At 62.0% G+C, this 20,192-nt stretch carries 15 protein-coding genes and 2 tRNA genes; 3 read left to right on the top strand and 14 right to left on the bottom strand.

Going from position 1 to position 20,192, the window contains the following annotated elements; translation table 11 throughout:
- The 9 genes from NTZ26_07090 to tadA all read right to left on the bottom strand — a co-directional run.
- Positions 1-347: hypothetical protein (locus tag NTZ26_07090; GenBank protein MCX6560264.1), on the bottom strand; the 347-nt coding region annotated here is incomplete at its 3' end.
- Positions 331-1,587: a DUF362 domain-containing protein gene (locus NTZ26_07085; protein ID MCX6560263.1), complete on the bottom strand. Its 1,257-nt coding sequence runs from the start codon at positions 1,585-1,587 to the stop codon at positions 331-333. The genes NTZ26_07085 and NTZ26_07090, both read right to left, overlap by 17 nt.
- A gap of 9 nt (positions 1,588-1,596) precedes the next feature.
- Positions 1,597-2,805 carry an ornithine--oxo-acid transaminase gene (gene rocD, locus NTZ26_07080; protein MCX6560262.1) on the bottom strand — a complete coding sequence of 403 codons (1,209 nt, stop codon included), beginning with the start codon at positions 2,803-2,805 and terminating at the stop codon, positions 1,597-1,599.
- Between the two features lie 712 nt (positions 2,806-3,517).
- Positions 3,518-3,606 (bottom strand) — tRNA-Ser (locus NTZ26_07075).
- 54 nt (positions 3,607-3,660) lie between these two features.
- Entirely contained in the window at positions 3,661-4,677 is a 1,017-nt protein-coding gene (locus tag NTZ26_07070) for a homoserine dehydrogenase (GenBank protein ID MCX6560261.1), read from the bottom strand.
- On the bottom strand, positions 4,674-6,242 hold the full coding sequence (locus NTZ26_07065) for a serine hydrolase (protein ID MCX6560260.1): 1,569 nt from the start codon (positions 6,240-6,242) through the stop codon (positions 4,674-4,676). The genes NTZ26_07070 and NTZ26_07065 overlap by 4 nt, the downstream gene beginning before the upstream one ends.
- 208 nt (positions 6,243-6,450) lie before the next feature.
- Positions 6,451-6,537: transfer RNA gene (locus NTZ26_07060), tRNA-Ser, on the bottom strand.
- Between the two features lie 139 nt (positions 6,538-6,676).
- Positions 6,677-7,768, bottom strand: coding sequence for a 6-bladed beta-propeller (locus NTZ26_07055; GenBank protein MCX6560259.1), 1,092 nt, complete (start codon positions 7,766-7,768; stop codon positions 6,677-6,679).
- A gap of 111 nt (positions 7,769-7,879) precedes the next feature.
- Complete coding sequence (gene tadA, locus NTZ26_07050; protein ID MCX6560258.1) at positions 7,880-8,356, bottom strand: tRNA adenosine(34) deaminase TadA; 477 nt, start codon at positions 8,354-8,356, stop codon at positions 7,880-7,882.
- A 232-nt stretch (positions 8,357-8,588) separates the two neighbouring features.
- On the opposite strand from tadA, the gene thrC reads away from it, so the two are divergent.
- The 3 genes from thrC to hflC all read left to right on the top strand — a co-directional run bounded on the left by thrC (position 8,589) and on the right by hflC (position 11,816).
- Positions 8,589-9,767 (top strand): threonine synthase, encoded by a 1,179-nt coding sequence (gene thrC / locus NTZ26_07045; protein ID MCX6560257.1) that lies wholly within the window; start codon positions 8,589-8,591, stop codon positions 9,765-9,767.
- A gap of 127 nt (positions 9,768-9,894) precedes the next feature.
- On the top strand, positions 9,895-10,872 hold the full coding sequence (gene hflK, locus NTZ26_07040; GenBank protein MCX6560256.1) for an FtsH protease activity modulator HflK: 978 nt from the start codon (positions 9,895-9,897) through the stop codon (positions 10,870-10,872).
- A complete protein-coding gene (gene hflC, locus NTZ26_07035; GenBank protein MCX6560255.1) occupies positions 10,869-11,816 on the top strand; it encodes a protease modulator HflC in 948 nt (315 codons plus the stop codon). The genes hflK and hflC overlap by 4 nt, the downstream gene beginning before the upstream one ends.
- A 60-nt stretch (positions 11,817-11,876) precedes the next feature.
- Here the strand turns inward: hflC and NTZ26_07030 are convergent, their stop codons facing one another.
- The 5 genes from NTZ26_07030 to NTZ26_07010 all read right to left on the bottom strand — a co-directional run bounded on the left by NTZ26_07030 (position 11,877) and on the right by NTZ26_07010 (position 20,071).
- A complete protein-coding gene (locus NTZ26_07030) occupies positions 11,877-12,932 on the bottom strand; it encodes a D-cysteine desulfhydrase family protein (protein MCX6560254.1) in 1,056 nt (351 codons plus the stop codon).
- Between the two features lie 6 nt (positions 12,933-12,938).
- On the bottom strand, positions 12,939-13,322 hold the full coding sequence (locus NTZ26_07025) for a PIN domain-containing protein (GenBank protein MCX6560253.1): 384 nt from the start codon (positions 13,320-13,322) through the stop codon (positions 12,939-12,941).
- On the bottom strand, positions 13,319-13,534 hold the full coding sequence (locus NTZ26_07020) for a DUF2191 domain-containing protein (GenBank protein ID MCX6560252.1): 216 nt from the start codon (positions 13,532-13,534) through the stop codon (positions 13,319-13,321). Before NTZ26_07020 ends, NTZ26_07025 begins: the two co-directional genes overlap by 4 nt.
- A 208-nt stretch (positions 13,535-13,742) precedes the next feature.
- On the bottom strand, positions 13,743-16,811 hold the full coding sequence (locus NTZ26_07015) for an efflux RND transporter permease subunit (protein MCX6560251.1): 3,069 nt from the start codon (positions 16,809-16,811) through the stop codon (positions 13,743-13,745).
- Positions 16,808-20,071: an efflux RND transporter permease subunit gene (locus tag NTZ26_07010; GenBank protein ID MCX6560250.1), complete on the bottom strand. Its 3,264-nt coding sequence runs from the start codon at positions 20,069-20,071 to the stop codon at positions 16,808-16,810. Before NTZ26_07010 ends, NTZ26_07015 begins: the two co-directional genes overlap by 4 nt.
- Positions 20,072-20,192: the final 121 nt, after the last annotated feature.

The following is a 20,192-nucleotide window of genomic DNA, read 5'->3' as shown; positions in this document are numbered from 1 at the left end:
GCGCTCTCCATCTCGTAAGCGTTAAGAGTCAGCTCAGACTTGCCCCGGGCGAAGGCCTGCAGGCGCATCCTGGCGAACCCGAACTCGAGAAAGAGCTCGGCTCCGCCGTCGATCTGGTTGAAGAGGTCCTGGCCGGTAAAAGTCCGAAGCGGTCCGGCCTTGGCCCAGCCGGGAGCGAACCCGGGCTCGGGGACGGAAGGCTGGATGGAAGCGGCTTGGACTGCCTTCGCTCCCACCGGGATCGCCTGAGCCGCCGCCGTTAGAAATGCGAACATCCCGACCGCGGCCATGCTTAGGGCGAACCGAGCCGCTCGGCCCTTCCCCCGGGACTTATCCGACCTTGACATGCGCGATCTTGGCCGGATCGGCGATCCCCAGCCCCAGCTTCTCGGCGTAGCGTAGGTAGTCCGTAAAGCGGGGATTCTCGTTGACCGTGACACCCATCTCCTTGCGCTTGGCCACGATTCGGGTGTGGCAGACCATGTCCAGAGCGAACGGGTCGGAAGCGAAGTACAGCCGATTGTCGATGTAGGCGAACTTGGCGTTCTTGTCGGGCCCGCCGTCATACTGCGACCACAGGCCGTCGGTGATGTTGAGGACCATCTTGTCGCGCACCGGCCAGAAGGCCGGCACCTCGACGCAGACGTCCAGGAAGAGCGGCGTGTGCAGCCGGTTCGTGTTGCAGACCGCGCCGTAGCCGATGTTCTTGGTGGCCATGGAGATGGCGTTGCCGGTGTTCTTGAATACGGGCAGGTTGACGATCTTGGTCAGCTTTTTGGTCAGAAGCTTGCCGAAGTAGGAGTGCTTGCCGTTGAAGACGTGCTGGTTGAGATACGGCAGGTCTTTGGGGCCCTCGACATCGGCCCAATAGAAGACCTCCTGATCGAAATTGGGCACGCTAACGTGGGTGCCGTCCGGGTTGAGCCACTTGCTGTTGTCCTGGCTCTTGCCCTCGGCCGCCGCTTCGTCCATCGTCTGCAAGCCTTCGATGGCGATGCCCGGGAAGCGCTCGGGCGTGTATCCGGCGTCCTTGAGCATATAGTCGAAGCGGTCCCAGATGATAATGTTCTTCTTGGGCAGGCCGCAAGAGGTCAGCCAGTCGATGACCGCGTCGACCACCTCGAGCCGGGTGCTGATGAGGCCGGGGCCGACCGGATTAACCTTGAGCCCGACGATATCGTCCTTGGTAAAGAACAAGCCGAAGCTTTTCGTGAGGCTCTTCCCGGTCAGCTCCTGAATCCCCTTCGCAAACATGGCCTTGACCACGGCAGCGTCGACGTTGCCGTCCGGCATGGCCTTGGGATTGAAGACCTCGACCACCCGGCCCGGGAATGGCCCCGGCAGGCTCCATTTGGTCCGGGGGACCTTGAGGGCGTCCTCGATGTTCGTCTTCGGCTTGAGCTTGGGAGCCGGCGCGGCCGGTTTGACCGGGGGCTGCTGGCCTTGAGTCTGTTGGGCTTGCTGGACCGCGAGCAGGCTGCGGCTCGACATCACGAGGCCGGCGCCGATCGCGCCGCCGATTTTGAAGAAATCCCGGCGATCGACGGCGTTCTCGGCGGGCATGGAGCGGTAAGTGCGCTTGGACATGGCCTCTCCTCAGTTCTCGAGCTTGGCGAAGACTTCGACGATCCGATCAAAGGCCCCATCGAGGTCCTTCGTCCCGATGATGAGCGGCGGGGCGAAACGGATGACATTGTCGTGGGTTTCCTTGCACAGCAATCCGGCGTCCTTGAGGGCTTCACAAAAGCGGCGGGCGCCGCCCGCTTCCGGGTACAGCTCGACGCCGATCAGCAGCCCCTTGCCCCGGACCTGCCTGATGTGGCGGCTCTTGATGGTTCGCAGCTTCTTCGTGAAGTACCCCCCCATCTTGGCCGCGTTGGCCACCAGACGCTCCTCCTTGATCACGCGCAGGGCCTCGCGGGCCACGGCGCAGGCCAGCGGGTTGCCGCCGAAGGTGGAGCCGTGCTCGCCGGGCTTGAACACGCCGAGGACGTCCTCGGTCGCCAGAACGGCCGAAATGGGCAGGCAGCCGCCGCCGAGCGACTTGCCGATGACGATCATGTCGGGCTTGGCGTCTTCGTGCTGGAAGGCGAAGAGCTTGCCCGTCCGGCCCAGGCCGGTCTGGATCTCATCGGCGATGAACAGCACGTTGCGGCGGGTGCAGATCTCGCGGACTTTCTTGAGGTAGCCGGGATTCGGGATGAGGATGCCGGCCTCGGCCTGGATGGGCTCGACCAGGAAGGCAGCCGTGTTGGGCGTGATGGCTCGCTCCAGCGCCTCGGCATCGTTGAACGGGACGATCGGGAAGCCGGGGGTGAAGGGGCCGAAATCCTTGCGATAGGCCGGTTCGGTCGAGAAGCTGATGACCGTGGTCGTCCGGCCGTGGAAGTTGTTCTCGCAGGCAATGATCTCGGCTTCGTCGGGGGCGATGCCTTTTTTCAGATAGCCCCACTTGCGGGCGGCTTTGACGGCGGTCTCGACGGCCTCGGCCCCCGAGTTCATCGGCAGGACCATGTCGAACCCGGCCATCTGACAGAGCTCCTTGGCCAGCATCGGCCATTGGTCGTTGCGGAAGGCCCGCGAGGTCAGGGTCAGGCGCCGGGCCTGGGCGATCAGGGCCTTGATGATGCGGGGGTGATTGTGGCCCTGATTGACGGCGGAGTAGGCGCTGAGGAAGTCGATGTACTTGCGGCCCTCGACGTCCCAAACCCAGATGCCCTTGGCCTTGTCGATGACGACGTCCAGCGGGTGGTAATTGTGGGCGCCGTACTTGTCTTCCAGGGCGATGTACTGCTTGGCGTTCATGCGCACTCCTTACGACCGATTGCGGGGGCGTTCCAGCCCCGCCGTCCCGCCGGAGGGGCGGGTTGGAGCGATTATACTATAGGAACAGGGGAGCGAGGAATGGAGCTCTTCGAACGCTTCGGGATCGAATGAAATCGGATTTTGATCGTGCGCCAAGCACCGGCGTCTACTCTGAAGCCGATTTCCCTCTCAATCGCAGCAAGCGCCGGCGTTGCCATTCTCGTTCTTTAGCCACGGGGGCCTCGGCATCGGCGGGATCGGCGGCTCGATGGATGGCCTGAAGGGCATACTGAGCGGCACCGATGGCATGCGTGCGGACATGCGCTGTCGCCACGGCTTGCCCCGCCGCACGGGCCGCGGAGCGGGCCGCGTTGTCCTCGCCGACATCGCGAGCCGCGGTATGAGAGGCCAGCGAAGCCTCGCGTATGACGGCCATCTTAAAATCGCCCGTGCGACGGACTCGTCCATATCGGCAAGTGAAAATTTGAATCTTTTCTTCGATGCTCTAAATTTCATGATGAATCCGCTAACCGATGCAAGGCTTGCCCGAAACGCTTCCGACTTTTTCTTAGCATCTTACCCACCCTGATCTCTACCCCACCTACCTTTGCAAAATCGTGCCCGATGCGTTTCCAACTTCGTTCTAATTGGCCTCTACCCCCCTGCCCCCCTACAGAGAGAGGGGGGAATCGTCAACGCATCGGGAAAGGTACGGAGAGGGCGGGATTCGAACCCGCGGTACACCTTGCGGCGCACACGCGCTTTCCAAGCGCGCTCCTTAAACCACTCGGACACCTCTCCGCGGAAAAAAGCGGTTCGAAGGTTGCCTTAAAGTACCAGAAACGGCCCGGCCGGTCAACGATAGGTGTTGATGATATCCTTGAGCATAGCGGCTGCGGTCCCGCGCGGATCGGACTTGCCGCCGGTGACGACGATCGTGCCCATGGAGTCGGTCAGGAAGGCGATGCCCTTGGCGGTTCCGGTGAGGCCGTGCAAGGGATGCGACGGCTCGACCGCGATCGGCCGCACTTCGGCTGCCGCCCGGCCATCCTTGATCGTCAGCCTTCCGAGGAGCTTGACGGCCTTCCCTTCCGATCGGGCCGCCGCCAGCATTTCGGCCGAAACGCCCCGGATGCCCTCGACCTTGATATCGGCCAGAGTGAGGCTCGTTCCGGCCGAGGCGTTGGCGATAAGCAGAAGCTTGCAGGCCGTATCCCAGCCGTCGATGTCCATGGAGGGATCCGGCTCGGCGATGCCCTGGGCCTGCGCCGCCGCCAGCGCCGAAGCGAAGGTCCCCCCCGCTTCGAGCCGGCTCAGAATGTAGTTCGTCGTGCCCGTCAGGATGCCGTCGATCCGCTGGATCTCGGCCCCGGCCAGCGAGATCGTGGCTATATCGAGCGTCGGCAGGGCGGCCGCAGTCGCGCCGCTGTATTTGAGGGCCAAGCCGCGAGCCGCGGCTTTCTCGGTCAGGTTTCGGAAATCGACGACCAGCGCCCCTTTGCTCGCGGCGGCGACATTCCAGCCGGCGTCCAGGGCTCGATGGAGGAACGCCAGCTGGGGAGCGCCGGTCCGCCAATCCGAGGGAGTGGCTTCGGCCAGGACGCCGCGAGACAGCCGCTTCAAAACCTCGTCCAGCTTCAGACCGGGGATCCACCCGGGATGAGACTCCAGCGGAGCGTCCCCCGCGGCCGTCAGAGCCTCCGCGTCGTCGCGACTTTCCGCCAGCCAGCCGCCCGTGCTGCGGAGGACGGCCTTCAAGTCCAGATCCAGGCCGTAACGTCGGGCGCATTCCATCCGTTTGTCGGCCAGGAGGCGGACGAAAGCCTTGCCGACGTTGCCGTATCCGGTCAGGACGATGGGGACTGATTTCATGGGCGTCGGCTCCGTTTGAAAACGATATCTTTGACGCTCGGCTCGAAGGGGATCTCCATCGCTTCGATGTCCCCCTTCCGGTCCAGGCTGAACGCGATCTTGTACTCGGCTCCCATCCAGTCGTTCTTCATCCGGAAGACGTCGTAGTGATAATGCTCCAGGACGAACGTCCGCTGGTGGAAGTCGGCCTTGAGGGCTCCGTCGGCCAGGGAAACCGAGATCGTCCCATAGGCGGGATGCTCGTATGCGCCGGCGTATTCGGCCAGGGCGTGGGACGGCGAGGTCCCGAGCTTGCGGTCCTTGTCGGGCTCGCGCTTGGCCTGTTCGGCGTCGGCCGCGGACTTGGCCGCCTCGTCGCGCACCCGCTGCATCCAGTCCACCGGCTCCAACCCGAGCAGACGGTCAAGAATATTGTAGGCCAAGGGGCCGTTCAGGGCGGTGTCTTCGAGATTGTTGAGCAGAACGACCCCAATTCCGTCCTGCGGCAGGAGGCCGACCATCGCCGAAAAGCCCATGATCGCCCCGCCGTGGCTGACCAAGAGATGCCCGCGATAGGAGCTGACGCGCCAGCCCATGCCGTAGGAGGCATAGAAAAGCTCGGCATAGCGGGGCGCATCGGGCACGACTGTCTGAGGGGCTTGGATCTGGGCCAATTGCTTCTCCGAGATCAGAGTCTTATCCAGCGCCTCGCCGTACTTGCCCTTGTTCAGGTTGGCGAGCATCCAGCGGGTCATATCAAGGACGCTCGAATTGATCGATCCCGCCGGGCCCAGGGCGTCGGCGCTATAGAACGGGAATTCGTCCACCTTGTCTTTGACCAGGGTGTACGACTTGGAGAAGTCAGCCGCTTTTTGCGAAACATCGGTCGAGAAGTCCGTCTCGGTCATGCCGAGGAGGTCGAGAATGCGGGCTTGGGCGAACGCTTCCCAGGACGAGCCGGCGATCGTCCCGACCAGATAGCCGGCGGTCATGACCATGAGGTTGTTGTACTGATAGACCTGCCGGATGTCGCGGCTGAAGTCGAGGAACCGCAGCCGCTCGAACATCTCGCGGCGAGTGAAGGGCGAGCGGATCCAGACGTGGTCGTGCCGGGGCAGGCCGGTGCGATGCGTGATCAGATCGCGCGGCGTCAGGCGCTCGGACGCGACGGGATCGGATAAGACGAAATCAGGAAGATAAACCCGGACGGGCTTATCCCAATCCAGCTTGCCTTCATCGGCCAGGATGCCCATGGTCGTTGCGGTGAAAGCCTTGGAGCAGGACCCGATCCCGAAAATCGTATGCGGGGTGACGGGAAGCCGGCCGGCGAGGTCGCGAAAGCCGAAGCCTTGGGCATAGACCAGGCGGCCGCCTTGGACGGCGGCGACCGCCAGGCCCGGGACTTTAAGCTCGGCCATGGCGCGGACGGCCAAGGCGTCGAAGCCCTTGAGAGCCTTGGGGACGGCGGGAGAAGTCGATTGGGCGGCAGGCAAAACAAGAGACGAAACCAAGATCAGGGAGAATCCGAAAAGAAGCACGGCCGACCGAATCGGAATCGTCCGAGGAACAAGCCTGGAAGGAGACATGGGCGGGACTCCAAGAGGAAGACAACGTTGGACAGATCGTCCGAAGCGCTCCCAGCGAGACCTAACTGGTCTCTACCCCCCTGCCCCCCTACAGAGAGACACTCGTCCGAGGTTCTTAGTCCCCGGACTAGTGCGGCGGAAACGGATCCCCTGAAAAACCAGGGGCCCCTGCCGCCGGGGGGGAATCGTCAGCGCTTCGGGAAAGGAACGGAGAGGGCGGGATTCGAACCCGCGGTACCCTTACGAGCACACCGCTTTTCGAGAGCGGCACCTTCAACCACTCGGTCACCTCTCCGCGCGAAAACTCCGGCGAAGCGCGCTCTATTATACAGAAATCAGGCTAAAAAGGAAGGCCGGGCATGAGCCAAAAACACGGCATGGGGGTCTCAAAATCGCCTCTTCTTCGATCCCCCGATATGGGAGCACGAGCCGGTTCAACGGATATGCAGCTCGTAGATTTCCTTTTCCTCGTTGTAGGCGAACCAGACGATCTTGTTCCCCTCGATGTCGTACTTCAACCCGTTGAGGAAGGCGGCTTCGAAATTCGGCGCCAGGGGGAATCGGAATTCTTTCTTGAGAATCTTCCCTTCAAGGTCCATAACCACGACTTCATACAACCCGTCTTTCTGGGCCGATGTGACGGCGTAGATCCGGCCTCCGTCTACTTTGAAGCTGATGATATCGGGGAAAAACTCCGGCACCACGGGATTCTTGCGGGAATAGATCGCCTCCCAATACTTGGAAGCCTTCCATTCCTTGACGATTCCATCGATGAAGCTTCCGGGCACCTTGACTCTGTCGATCGGGTGCTTGATCTCGCGGATGAGAGTCCCGCTCTCGTCAAAGATCGAGAAGGCGAAGCCCTTGCGAGAATCGGCCACGTAGATCCTGTTTTCGTAGACTATTAACTCCCCGTAGTCCCGGATAAGGAGCGCGTCGCTTTTTACCGTCTGCTCCGGACTGCCGGGAGCCGGCGGGGGCGGCGGTCCCGCCGGAAGATCGCCATAGAAGTCCCTCAGCCGCTTGAGGTCGGGACCGAAGATGCGTCCCGCCGGATCTAAAAGGGAGCCGTCGTTCTTGGATTCCATGGGGAAGCCGACGAAATTCGCGCCGACGGGAAGGAGTGGGTAGGGAGAGAGCAATCTCGGTAGATCGACCTGCCCCTGATAGATTCCTTCGAGTGAGAAGTATTGGAGCTTCGGGAAATCCGCGACGACCAGCTTCTCAGGGGCCGCAGCCATCCGACCGGGCATGAACCGGAATTCTCCCGGTCCCTGGCCGATCTTGCCAATCCGCGTCACCAAAGCGCCCGTCGCAAGATCGTAGACGAGGATATCCCTTTTATCGGAGATATAAGCCTTCCCTTTCTCGACGACGATTTGGCGGGGCGTTTCAAGCTCGGGCAGGGCGATGACGCGTTCCATACCGGCAGTGGGGCCGGAAAGGACGCTAGCCCCAACCAGGACGAGGCTTGAAATCCCGAATAGGAAAACAACAACCAAAAACAAACAGCGGAATTTTTTCATCCCAACCTCCCTACGAAACCTGCATTATTATAAACGATGGGAGGGGGATGAACAATACAACCAGTCCGCAATAAAACAATCCTTTGGAAAGCCGCGACCGGCCGCCAATGACTACGACCGGACCCGGCGGGCGCGGAAAAAATCCCGCAGCAGTTGGGCCGCCTCTTCCGCCAGGACGCCGGATTGGATCAGCAACCGATGATTGGTCTTTTCGATCGGGAAGCGGACGATCGACCGGACCGCCCCGGCCTTGAGATCGTCGGCGCCGTAGACCAGCCGGCGGATGCGGGCCTGGAGGATCGCTCCCAGGCACATGGCGCAGGGCTCGACAGTGACGAACAGCTCGCAATCGGTCAGGCGATAATTGCCCGCCCGCCGGGCCGCCAAGCGGAGGGCCACGATCTCGGCGTGGGCCGTAGGATCGTTCGTCGCGATCGGCCGATTGGTCCCCAGGGCGACGACGACCCCGGCCCGGACGACGATGGCCCCGACCGGCACTTCGCCCCTGCCGGCCGCCCGCTTGGCCTGGGCTAGGGCCAGCCGCATGAAGATCACGTCGGCAACGCTTGCTATCTTGGCTGGCATCATTCCAGCGCTATTCTATGCCAACCTGAAGCCTAAAAAATAGGTTCATCTCCCGACTCCGGGAAAATCCTCGTGGTTCGGGGTGCACCGTTGGGGGCGACGGCGCACCTCGGACCGCACATAATCCCCGATTTTCTCGACGATCGACGAGGCTGATTCCTAGTCTGCCATCGTTTTGGTTAGCTTTGCTGCTAGACGAAAATAAATCGGGGTTTATGTATACTGTACCCCTATTATGATTGAAACCCTGGAATGCCTGTCCTGCGGGAAAGCCTATCCTATCGATATCCATAATCCTTTTTGTCCCATCCACGGCTGGCCTCTGCTCGTCCGTTATGAGGCCAAACGCAGGCGGATCCGAAAATCCGCTGCATCGATTTATGAACGCTACGCCGAATTCCTCCCCTGGCACCGGTTCGACCCGGCCCTTTCCCTCGGCGAAGGCGGTACTCCCCTGCTGCCGCTTCACAACTTAGCGGACGATCTCGGCCGTCCCGGGCTCCTGGCCAAGAACGAGATGATGAACCCGACCGGGAGCTTCAAAGACCGTGGCACGGTCGTGGCCGTGGCTATGGCCCTCGAGCTGGGTTTTCGCAGCGTCGGAACGATTTCGACCGGCAACATGGCCGGCTCGACTGCCGCCTATGCCGCCAAAACCGGGCTGAAGTGCCTGATCTTCGTCAAGGCCGGCACCTCGCGCGAGAAAATCACCGCCGCCGCCGTGCATGGAGCCTCCGTGATCAAGGTCCGCGGGGATTACCCCACGCTCTTCCGGCGCAGCTTCGAAATCGGCCGTGCCAGGGGCATCTATTTCATGAATTCGGTCGATCCCTTCCGGATCGAGGGCTACAAGATCGCCGGGTACGAGATCTTTGAAAGTCTCGGCCCACGCGCTTTCGACGGCCACCGGGCGGTGCGGATCTTCGTCCCTGTCAGCGCGGGCGGTCACCTGATCGGCCTGATCAGGGCTTTTCTCGATTTGAAGGAGATCGGCGCCATTCAAGCCCTGCCCCGATTCATCGGCGTGCAGGCCGCAGGCTGCGCTCCCGTGGCCCAGGCTTTCGAGCAGGGTCGGGACACGGTCAAGCGATTCCTCCGCCCGCATACGATCGCCCACGCCATCTCCAACCCTTTCCCTCCCGGAGGCGATTTGGCTCTACGGATTCTGCGGGCGGGCAAAGGGACCATGGCCGCCGTCACCGAACGCGAGATTCTGCGGGCCCAGACGCAGCTGGCGGCCCGCGAAGGATTGTTCTGCGACCCGGCCTCGGCCGTAACCTTGGCCGCCGCGCACAAGTTGGGCCCGGGGCGCGGTTTCGACGTTTTGATCCTGACAGGATCGGGTCTTAAAACCGTGGAGGATGTGGACGCCAAGGCGTTGGACGTCAGCGAGCGGAACCTGGACGATCTGTGAAGCGCCCGTCTGCGTCTGGGCCGATTCAACTTTTCGGCACAATTGCCGTATAATAGATACGATATGTCGGAAAGCCCGCAAATCGACCGCAACGCGGGAACTGACGAAGCACGATGAAGGAGGAGGAATGCCCACCAATATCCCGACTTATGAGATCCGCATGCCCAAGATTCCCAAGAATCTGGTCAAGATCCTGATTCTCGTCGCCGTGGCAGTGTTTGTCCTGTACGGCGCCATCTACCAGGTCGCCCCGGACGAGATGGGGGTGATCCTCCGTTTCGGCAAGTTCGTCCGGACGAGCGAGCCGGGCTTGCACTTCAAATGGCCGCTGGGCATCGAAGCCCTGACCAAGGTGCCGGTCCAGCGCCAGCTCAAGCAGGAGTTCGGCTTTCGGACCACCCAGCCGGGCGTCCACTCACAGTTCGAAGTCACTGAAGACTCGGCCAAGGAAGCCATCATGCTGACCGGCGACCTGAACGTCGTCATCGTCGAGTGGATCGTCCAATACAAGATCAAGGACCCCTACAAGTTCTTATTTAAAATGCGGGATACCGAACAGACTTTCCGGGACATCAACGAGGCCGTCGTTCGCCGGGTCATCGGCGACAACGCCGTGGACGAGATCATCACCATCGGCCGAGCCCGCATAGCGGCCGATGCCAAGGTGGAGCTCCAGCAGCTCTGCGATCTGTATGAGATCGGCATCGACGTCAACCAGGTCATCCTGCAGGACGTCAACCCGCCCGAATCGGTCAAACCCTCCTTCAACGACGTCAATGAGGCTCTCCAGGAGAAGGAGCGCAAAATCAACGACGCCTGGGCCGAATACAACCAGGAGATTCCCAAGGCCCAAGGCGAGGCCGAACAGGCCATCCGGGCCGCCGAGGGCTACGCCACCGAGCGGGTCAACAACTCCCAGGGCGACGCCAGCCGCTTCACCCAGGTCTACCGCGAATACGTCAAGGCGCCCGCGGTCACCCGCAAGCGGCTCTATCTCGAGACGATTAACGAGGTCATGAGCAAGATCGAGAAGAAGTTCATCATGGACGACAAGTCGCGGGGGATTCTGCCCCTGCTCAACCTCAACCAGGAGGTGAAGAAGTGAGCGCCCGGATGCGGAACATCCTCCTCATCGGCCTGGGCGCGATCGCCCTGATCGTGCTGACCGGCTCCATCTACATCGTCAGCGAGACCAACCAAGTCGTCGTGACCCAGTTCGGCGAGCCGATCGGCGGCACCGTGACCAAACCCGGCGTCCACTTCAAGATGCCGTTCGTTCAAAAGGCCAACTACTTCGAAAAGCGCTGGCTGGAATGGGACGGCGACCCGAACCAGATTCCGACCAAGGACAAGAAGTACATCTGGGTCGACACCTACTGCCGCTGGCGGATCAGCGACCCGCTGGTCTTCTTTCAGCGCGTCGGCGACGAGCGGGGCGCCCATTCGCGCCTGGACGACATCGTCGACGGCGAGACCCGCAACATCATCGCCAAATTCGACCTGATCGAAATCGTCCGCTCGACCAACCGGCCGTTCGAGATCTCCGAAGACTCGGCCCTCCAGGATTTCTCGGAGGTCACGGCCAAAATCGAAACCGGCCGCGAGAAGCTTTCGCAGATCATCCTCGAGGACGCGGCCAAGATCACGACCCAGTTCGGCGTCGAGCTCAAGGACGTCCGGGTCAAGCGGGTCAACTACGTCGAAGAGGTCCAGCGCAAGGTCTTCGACCGGATGATCGCCGAGCGGAAACGGATCGCTTCCAAGTACCGTTCCGAAGGCGACGGCAAAAGCGCCGAGATCCGGGGCCAGAAAGAGAAGGAGCTGAAACGGATCCAGTCCGAAGCCTACCGTAAGGCCCAGGAAGTCAAGGGCAAGGCCGATGCCGAGGCGACCCGGATCTACGCCGGGGCCTACAACCTCGATCCCGAGTTCTACGCCTTCATGAAATCGCTCGACACTTACCGGACCAGCCTGACCAAAGAAACCGTGCTTCTCCTGGGAACGGACAGCGAGTTTCTAAAGTACCTGAACAACAGCACTATCCGGTAAAGCCGGTAGCGAACGGATTTTCTCAAGGGCGCGGCACCCGCCGCGCCCTTTTTTTATCGCTTAGACGAGAAAAGCCCGGTTGGGGAAGAGCGCCGGCGTGCCGCCGGTGTGGAAAAAGACGATCTTGGCGTCCGGCTTGAAGAACCCGCGGGCGATGAGATCCATCAGGCCGATGAAGGCCTTGGACGTATAGACCGGGTCGAGGACAATGCCCTCGGCCCGGAAGACGCGCCGGATGACCTCGGCCACTTCGCGGTTGACGATCCCATAGCCGTCGCGGATGTAGTCGTCAAAGACGAGGACGTCCTCCGGGGCAACAATCGTTCCCGTCCCGAGTTCGCGCTCCGTCGCGACAACGACTTCGCGAACGATCCGGGAAAACGAATCCTTGGGATCGGAAACGCTGATGCCGACGACCCGCGTCTGCGGCGCCAACGCCCTGGCGCCCAGAAGCAATCCGGCCTGGGTCGAGCCGGAGCCGGTGGAATGGACGACCGCGTCCGGTACGAATCCCGCGGCCCGGGTTTGGGCCAGCATCTCGGCGAAAGCGTCGACATAGGCGACGGCCCCCAGCGGCCGATCCATATCCGCCGCCGGGACCGAGCCGCCGACGGGGATCACGTAGACATTCTTGCCGGCCGCCCGGAATTCCGCCGCGACGTCTTCGGCCGCGGCCAGCGCGGTGGCCTGGGTCACCAGCTTCCCGCGGCCCGCCTCCTTGAACCGGATGTCGGCCCCCAGCAGGCGATCGAGCAGGATGTTGCCGTCCGGTTCAGGCGGGAGGTCGTAGGTTTTGAAAAGGACTAAAACCGGCTGGACGCCGTAGCGGACGCAGGCCGCCGCCGTCAGCATGGCCCAGTTCGATTGCAGGCTGGCCCAGGTGACCAGGACATCGGCCTTCTTGGCCAGGATGTCCGGCAGGATGAATTCGAGCTTGCGCGACTTGTTGCCGCCGAAGGCCATCCCGGTCAGATCGTCGCGCTTGATCCAAATCTCCGGCCCGCCCAGCTCGGCCGTCAGCCGGGCCAGCTTGCGGATCGGCGTCGGCCGGTGGATCAGCTCGACCCGGGGATATGCTGCGAGGCGGCCATATAGATTGAGTGGATCGGGATTCAAGTTCGTTTACTCCGAGACTCGATATTGCTCACGATCGGTAATCTCCTTAAGAATTTTTTTGTCGAGTGTCCATAGCTTGGCCGAGACGGAGCGGGCTGCGACGATGATGAAGGCATCGATCAGGCCCAATCCTTTGCCGATCCATCCGGACTCCCCCGAAATCCGCCCCGCCTGGATCCAAAGTCCGGCCTCCGCGGTTTTGGGCAAAGCGGCCCAATACTCGGCTAGTATTCGACGTTCCGCATCATTTCGCGCGCCTTGCATCAGCTCGCCGAAAATCGCCTCCAAAGCCAGGATCCGGCCATCATCCAGCAGGCTTTTCATCAAGGGAGCGACGTCGGGATTCCCTCGCAGAAATTCGATCCAGATCGAAGTGTCGGCGATGATCATCGGGTCCGGTTGGCCTCGCGCAGCGAATCGGCGGTTGTCCCATGCGCGAACTCAAAAGGGGATTTCCCGACCTGCGCGTTGAGCTCTCGGATTTTCCGGGTATTGACCCATTCTTCCAAGGCCCGGATCAGCGCTTCGGTCAAATTGCGCCCTCCGGCCAGCAGCCGGACGTCCGCAACTAATCGGTCGGGAAGAATCGTCGTAACTTTCATACGATATTATATACGATGGCTAATCGTATTTGTCAAGGAGTGCAGTGAACAGCGTTTAGAGCATTCAAGAAATCCGGGATTACATATGGTGCCCTCATATTCTCGCGAATATGAGGACCGCTACCCCGGCACGCCGATGGCGCTCCGGGGCGGAAGCCGGAGCCTGCCCCCCCCAATTTCCAAATAGGGATGTACGTATACTGTACCTCTATTTCTTGCCGCGCAGACTGTCGGACAAGCGGGCCGCCCAACCCCGCACCTTTTCGCCGTGGACGTAGAAGACCGGCACGACGAACAAGATGGCCAGCGAAGACGTGACCAGGCCGCCGACCGTGCACAGCGCCAGCGAGGTCCAGATCTGCCGCTTGGCGGCATCGGCCACGATGAGGAGCATCGGCAGCATGCCCAGCACGGTCGTCCCGGTCGTCATCAGGATCGGGCGGACGCGGTCTTGCGTCCCCTGCACGGCCGCTTCCAGAAGCGGCGTTCCCCTCCTCCGTCTTAAGTTAATTTGGTCGACGAGGAGGATGGCGTTGTTGACGACGATGCCGTTGAGCAGGATGACGCCGATATAGGCCGAGACGTCGAAAGCCCAGCCGGCCACGATGAAAGCCACCCAAACGCCGATAAGCGAAAGCGGCACGGCCAGCAGGATGAAGAACGGTTGGATGAACGATTCGTAGAGCGCGGCCAGGATCATGAAGATGATGACCAGCGAGACGCCCAGGGCGACGAAAATCTGCTTCTTCTCTTCGGTCGTCATCCGATAGCCCTGGTCCATCTCGGCCTTGAATCCGGGCGGCAGGCTCAAGCTGGCGAAGATGCCCTTGCGGTAGCGCTCCTCCGCCTTGGCCGGGCCGCGGAACTCCCAGAGCAGGGTCAATTGGAATTGCTGGTTCTCCCGGTCGATGGACCCGGCGATGGGGATCTCCTCGTGGGTCGCGATCTCGCCCAGCCGCAGGTATTCGCCGCCCCTGGTCCGGACGAGGGTCTCCTGCAGGGCGCGCAGGTCCAGCGTCTCGGCATCCGGGAACTTGACGCCGACCGCAATCTCCTTGCCGCCGGAGATGATGCGGGCCGGACGGCCGAACTTGCCCTGGATCAGTGTCTGCAGGTGGTAGTAAAGAGTCAGCGGATCAACATCGTACTTGCGGAGGGCCGCCTTGTCGATCTTGAGGATATTCTCGAAGGTGTCTCCGCGGTACCAACCCCAGCGGCTGGACGAGGTTTGGACCTCCTTGACCCGGGGATTGCGTTTGAGGGTCTTGGTCAGGTCGGCGGTGATCTCCTTGAGCTTCTTCAGGTTGTAGCCGGTGAATTTGATCTGCGAACCGAACATCGTCCCGGTGCCCATGCTCGAGGCGTAGGAGTTCTGGTCGAACCCGCTGACATAGAGGTTCATCCCGGCAAACTGGGTGGCCAGCTGGATGAGCTCCTCCTTGAGCATGTACGGATAGGCCGACCGCTCGATCTCCGGCGGGAACTCGATCCGCAAGTAGGCCTGCTCCATCATGACCCGAGTGTTCATGTCCGTGGCGTAGGGCTGCTCCAGCACCTTGGACTCGAAGGCCCGAATGGCTTCGTCCGTCCGGGAGATGTCCGTCCCGGCCGGCAGGCCGATCTGGATAACCAGGTACTCGTGCTGGGTCCAGCGGAACCATTCGCCGATGGAGACTTCCGACCGGAACCACTTGTACGTCCCCCCCAGGATAAAGGCGACGACCAGAAGAACCTCGAGCGGGCGGCGGATAAGGAAGCGGAGCCAGCGCCCTTCGCCCCTGGCCTTGGGCGGTTTGGCCTTTTTCTTCCCATCGCCTAACAAGCGCGGCGCCAGGGCCGGGATCAGTGTGTAGGACACCACCAGGGAGGCCAGCAGGGCCGAGGTGATGACAATGGCCAGGGGCAGGTAGTAGATCTTGAGCTTGCCCTGGAAAAACGGAAAGCTGCAGAACACCGCCACGGTCGTCAGCGTCGAGGCCAGGACGGCGACGAAGACCTCTTTGGGGCCCTGCACGGCCGCTTCCTTGGGCGACATCCCCCGCTCCCGCAGACGCAGGATGTTGTCGAAGACGACGATCGAGTTGTCCACGAACATCCCGAAGCCCAGGGCCAGGGCGCCCAGGGTCAGCATGTTCATCGAAACCTTGAAGAGGTAGATCAGGTTGAAGGTGATGACGACCGAGAAGGCGATCGACGACAGGATGAGCAGCGACGGCTTGACCCGCCGCAGGACGGCGAAGACCAGGATGAAGATGATGACCGTGATCAGCCCGGCCAGGCGGTAGAGATCGGCCAGGTTCTTGCGGATCTCCTCGCTCTCGTCGTCCACCGGTTTGAAAGCCAGATCGGAGGGCAACTCCTTCTTGATCCGCTCCAAGGCGGCTTTGACCTGGGCGGCGACTCGCAGGGTGTTGGCCCCCTTCTCCTTGGTCAGGGTCAGGCTGACGGTCGGCTGGCCGTTGATGCGGTGGATGCTGTAGATCTCGCCGTAGGAGATCGCGACTTCGGCCACGTCCCGGATGCGGAGCGGATGACCGCCCAGGTCGGCCACGATCGTGTCCCGGATCTCCTGCAGGCTGTCGACGGCGTCGGCGTACTTGAAGAGGTATTCCTGCTCGCCCTTCCGGACCCGCCCCGTAGGGTAGGTCCGTAGTCGCTGGGATAAAGCCGAGTTGACCTGCAAGGGCTGGAGGTTATAGGCCTTCATGGCCTTCTTGTCCAGGATAATCTTGACCTCGGCTTCCGCGCCGCCCAGGATCTCGACCTTGGAGACGCCCTTGATCGAGCCCAGCCCGAACTCCAGCTTGTCGTTGACCATCTCGCGCAGGCGCTGCAGCGAGTACGGCCCCGAGATGGTCATGCTCAAGAAGGGGTTGACCCGGAAATCGTCGGGCACGTAGGGCTGGACCGTGGGCCGCACGCCGGCCGGAAGCAGGCGGCGGGTTTTGGCCAGCTCCTCCCGCAGGGCCAGCAGGGCAAAGTCCATATTGGTCTTGGGATCGAACTCCAGCGTGATCAGGCTCGACCCGATCTGCGAGGTCGAGGTGACCTTAGTGACGCCTTTGACGGTCGCGCAGGCCTCCTCCAGGGGCGAGGTGACTTGCGTCTGAACGATCTCGGGCGGAACGCCCTGCCAGGGGGTGCTGACATCGAGGCGGGGGAACTCTTCCTTGGGGGCCAACTCTAGCGGGGTATTGATAAAGGAATAGATTCCCAGCACGAGCAAGGCGACGAAGATCATCGCCGTAGCGACCGGGCGCTCGATCAGGGACTTCATGACCGCTTCCGTTTCTCCACGGCTTCATACATGACCGGGATGAGGATCAGAGTCAGCAGGGTCGAGAAGGTCATGCCGCTCAACACGACGACGCCAAGCGGCCGCATCAGCTCGCCGCCGCTTTCCAAACCAACGGCCATCGGCAGCAGCCCGAAGATCGTGGAAAAGGAGGCGATCAGGATCGGCCGCAAGCGGGTCATACAGGCTTCGTGGACGGCCGGCCGCAGGGCCTTGCCCTGCTTGCGCAGGAGGTTGGCGTAGTCGACCTCGACGATGGCGTCGTCCACGACCAGCCCGATCAGGACGACCAGCCCGATGATCGAGATGACGTTGATCGTCTGGCCGGTCAGCAGCAGGGCCACGATGGCGCCCGCCACACCCATCGGGATGGTGAACATGACCAGCAGAGGATGGAGCAGCGACTCGAACTGGGCCGCCATGATCATATAGGTCAGGAGCGCCGCCAGCAGAAGAGCGAAGATGAGACTTTTAAACGACTTGTTCATCTCCTCCCGCTCGCCGCCGATGACGATGCGATAGTCCGAAGGCAGCTCGATCGACTGGGCCGCCTTCTCCACGGCCGGAGCGGCCTGGCTGATCTTGGTCCCGCGCAGTCCGGCCGTGACCAGGACTTCGCGGCCCTGATTCTCCCGCCGAATCTCCTTGGGACCACGGACGATCTCGGCCGCCACGAGCTCGCGCAGCGGGATGAGCTTGCCCTGCAGGGGGTAGGGCTCGTCGAGCAAGGCGTCGATGTTGCGCTGGGTGGCACCCTCGAGGCGAACCAGGATGTCGTACTTCTTCTCCATCTCGTTGAACTGGGTGGCGACGCGGCCGCGCACCGCCCCGACGATGAAGTCGCCGATCCCGGCCGGAGTCAGGCCGGCGTACTTCTCCAGGGCGTCGCGGCGCACCGAGACCTTGAACTCGGGCTTGCCTTCGCCCCAGTTGCTGGCGACGTCGACGATCCCGGGGATCTTGCGCAGCTTGACCATCAAAGCTTCGGAGAGCTCGCGCAGCCGCTCCAGGTCGTCGCCTTTGATCCGCAGGCCGATCTCGGCCGCGCTGAAGGCCAGGAATTGCGACAAGGTCGTCTGTTCGCGGGTGACCGAATAGGAGACGTCGGGAAACGCCGTCAGCCGGCGGCGCAATACTTCCAGCACGCCGTCGAGTCGATCGGGACGGTTAACCTCAACGAACAGCCGGGCGGAGTTGAGGGAGACGTCGGGATCGGCGCTTTCCAGGCCCGAGACGAGGCCGACCTGGGCCATGACCGCCTTGACTTCGGGCCGAGGCTTCAGCTCCCCTTCCAACAGGGAGGCGATCTCGGAGGTCTGCTCGAGCGAATAGTCCACGGGCGCTCGAAGGCTCATCTCGAACGTATTGGTGTTCAGCTTGGGCATCAGCTCGCTCTTGAGGAAAAAACCCAGTCCGAAAGTGATGCCGAAGAAGACGATCGACCAGCCCAAGATCGCTCTCTTGTGATCGAGGCTCCAGGTCAAAGCGCGGCTATACCAAGCGACGAAGCGGGTATAGAAGGCGTTGAAGCCGCGAAACACGATAGCGAGCACCGGCTTGATCGGCCAGTAGACGAGCTTGGCCAGCAGAACGACGGCCTGAGCCAGCCAGCTGAAGACGAAATCCAGGACGAAGCCGACGCCCCGGACAATGATGTAGAAGACCCAGCGCAGGCCGAAGATCGGAAGCAGCAGCCAGCCGATCGGCGATTTCGGCTTGGTCCAACGAGGCCGCGAAGCATTTTTCTCCCTTAGGGTTGCGTCCATGCCGGGGACGCGGAAGGTGCGCGACAGCAGGGTCGGCAGAAGCGTCAGCGAGACGAGCAGCGACATGAGCAGCGAGATGGTCACCGTCAGGGCCGTATCTTTAAACAATTGGCCGGAAACGCCGTGGACATAGATAACCGGGAGGAAGACGACGACCGTCGTCAAGGCCGTCGCGACGACCGCGCCGGCTATTTCCCGGGTCCCGTCGTAGGCGGCCTGGGCGTGGCTCTTGCCCAGGCTCCGGTGGCGGAAGATATTTTCGGACACAACGACGGCGCAGTCGTCGAGCATGCCCACCCCCAAGGCCAGGCCGCCGAGCGACATGATATTGATGGTGATCTTGCTGAAGAAGAGCAGGCTGAAGGTGCCGATGACCGAGATGGGGATGACCACGTCGATGATCAGCGGCGTCTTCCACTCCTGCAGGAAGATGAGCAGGATGAGGAAGGCCAGGATGCCTCCCTGGATAAGCTCGTCCCGTACGGCTCCGATGGCGTCGCGGATCGAGCGGGCCTGCTCGTTGACGACCCGGATGTCGATGCCCTGGGTCTCGCGGCGGATTTGGTCGAGCACCTCCTGGGCCAGCTTGGTGACCTTGACGGTGTTGGCTCCGGACTCCTTGCGGACCAGCAGCCCGATGCTCTCTTTTCCGTCGATCCGGGTGAGGCCCTGGCGCTCCTTGATCCCGTCCTCGACCCGGGCGATGTCGCGCAGGCGCACAACCCCGCGGTCGGCCGTCGTCTTGATGGCGATCTCGCCGATCTCCGCCAGCGACTCGAACTCCCCCACCACCCGGAGAGCGTATTTGAACGTCCCCTTGCGGATCGTGCCGCCCTGCAGGTTGCTGTTGAAGGCGTTGATCCGCGCCGCCACGTCGGAGACCGTCAGGCCGTACAAGCTGAGCTTCTGGGGATCCACTTCGATATGGATTTCCCGCTCGACGCCGCCGGTGATCTCGGCCGCACCGATGCCTTCGACCTGCTCCAGGCGCGGCTTAACCAGCTCCTCGGCGAACTCCTTGAGCTCCAGCAGGCTGCGGGCGCCGGTCAGAGCCAGCGTCATGATCGGCTTGCTTTGCGGGTCAAGCGCGATGATGGTCGGATTCTCGGCGCCTTCGGGCAGCGCATCGCGGGCGTTGTCCAGCTGCTCGCGGGCGTGGAGCATGGTGAAGTCCATGTTCGTGCCCCAATCGAACTCCAGGGTCATATAGGAGACGCCTTCCTTGGAGATTGACTCGACCCGGCGCAGGCCCGGGATTCGGCTGACGGCGGACTCGAGGGGCCGGGTGACGAGAGTCTCCATCTCTTCCGGAGCGACGCCGGTGAAGCGGGTCACGACCGACAAACGCGGATAACTGATGTCGGGCAGAAGATCCACACTCAGCTCGCGCAGCGAGACGACGCCGAGCAAAATCACGGCCAGATAAAGCATGTAGATGGTCACGGGCCGGTCGACGGCGGCGCGGATGATTTTCATGATGACATCCTCAAGAAATAATAGGGGGACAGATAATAGAGGCCCTGTGTATGCAATTCACTATTTCGGGCTTCGATTGCGTTCATCGAACAATCCTGATTCACGGACGATCTCCCTTGGG

The organism is Candidatus Aminicenantes bacterium, from assembly GCA_026393855.1.
Taxonomy (GTDB): Bacteria; Acidobacteriota; Aminicenantia; order Aminicenantales; family UBA4085; genus UBA4085.
The sequence above is the reverse complement of the archived record's forward strand: the minus strand, read 5'-3'. Positions and strand labels throughout refer to the sequence as shown.

Bases quoted from the DNA above. Each gene is read 5' to 3' on its own strand.
- NTZ26_07085 (MCX6560263.1), bottom strand. From the start codon at position 1,587: ATGTCCAAGCGCACTTACCGCTCCATGCCCGCCGAGAACGCCGTCGAT.
- rocD (MCX6560262.1), bottom strand. From the start codon at position 2,805: ATGAACGCCAAGCAGTACATCGCCCTGGAAGACAAGTACGGCGCCCAC.
- NTZ26_07070 (MCX6560261.1), bottom strand. From the start codon at position 4,677: ATGAAATCAGTCCCCATCGTCCTGACCGGATACGGCAACGTCGGCAAG.
- NTZ26_07065 (MCX6560260.1), bottom strand. From the start codon at position 6,242: ATGTCTCCTTCCAGGCTTGTTCCTCGGACGATTCCGATTCGGTCGGCC.
- NTZ26_07055 (MCX6560259.1), bottom strand. From the start codon at position 7,768: ATGAAAAAATTCCGCTGTTTGTTTTTGGTTGTTGTTTTCCTATTCGGG.
- tadA (MCX6560258.1), bottom strand. From the start codon at position 8,356: ATGATGCCAGCCAAGATAGCAAGCGTTGCCGACGTGATCTTCATGCGG.
- thrC (MCX6560257.1), top strand. From the start codon at position 8,589: ATGATTGAAACCCTGGAATGCCTGTCCTGCGGGAAAGCCTATCCTATC.
- hflK (MCX6560256.1), top strand. From the start codon at position 9,895: ATGCCCACCAATATCCCGACTTATGAGATCCGCATGCCCAAGATTCCC.
- NTZ26_07025 (MCX6560253.1), bottom strand. From the start codon at position 13,322: ATGATCATCGCCGACACTTCGATCTGGATCGAATTTCTGCGAGGGAAT.
- NTZ26_07020 (MCX6560252.1), bottom strand. From the start codon at position 13,534: ATGAAAGTTACGACGATTCTTCCCGACCGATTAGTTGCGGACGTCCGG.
- NTZ26_07015 (MCX6560251.1), bottom strand. From the start codon at position 16,811: ATGAAGTCCCTGATCGAGCGCCCGGTCGCTACGGCGATGATCTTCGTC.
- NTZ26_07010 (MCX6560250.1), bottom strand. From the start codon at position 20,071: ATGAAAATCATCCGCGCCGCCGTCGACCGGCCCGTGACCATCTACATG.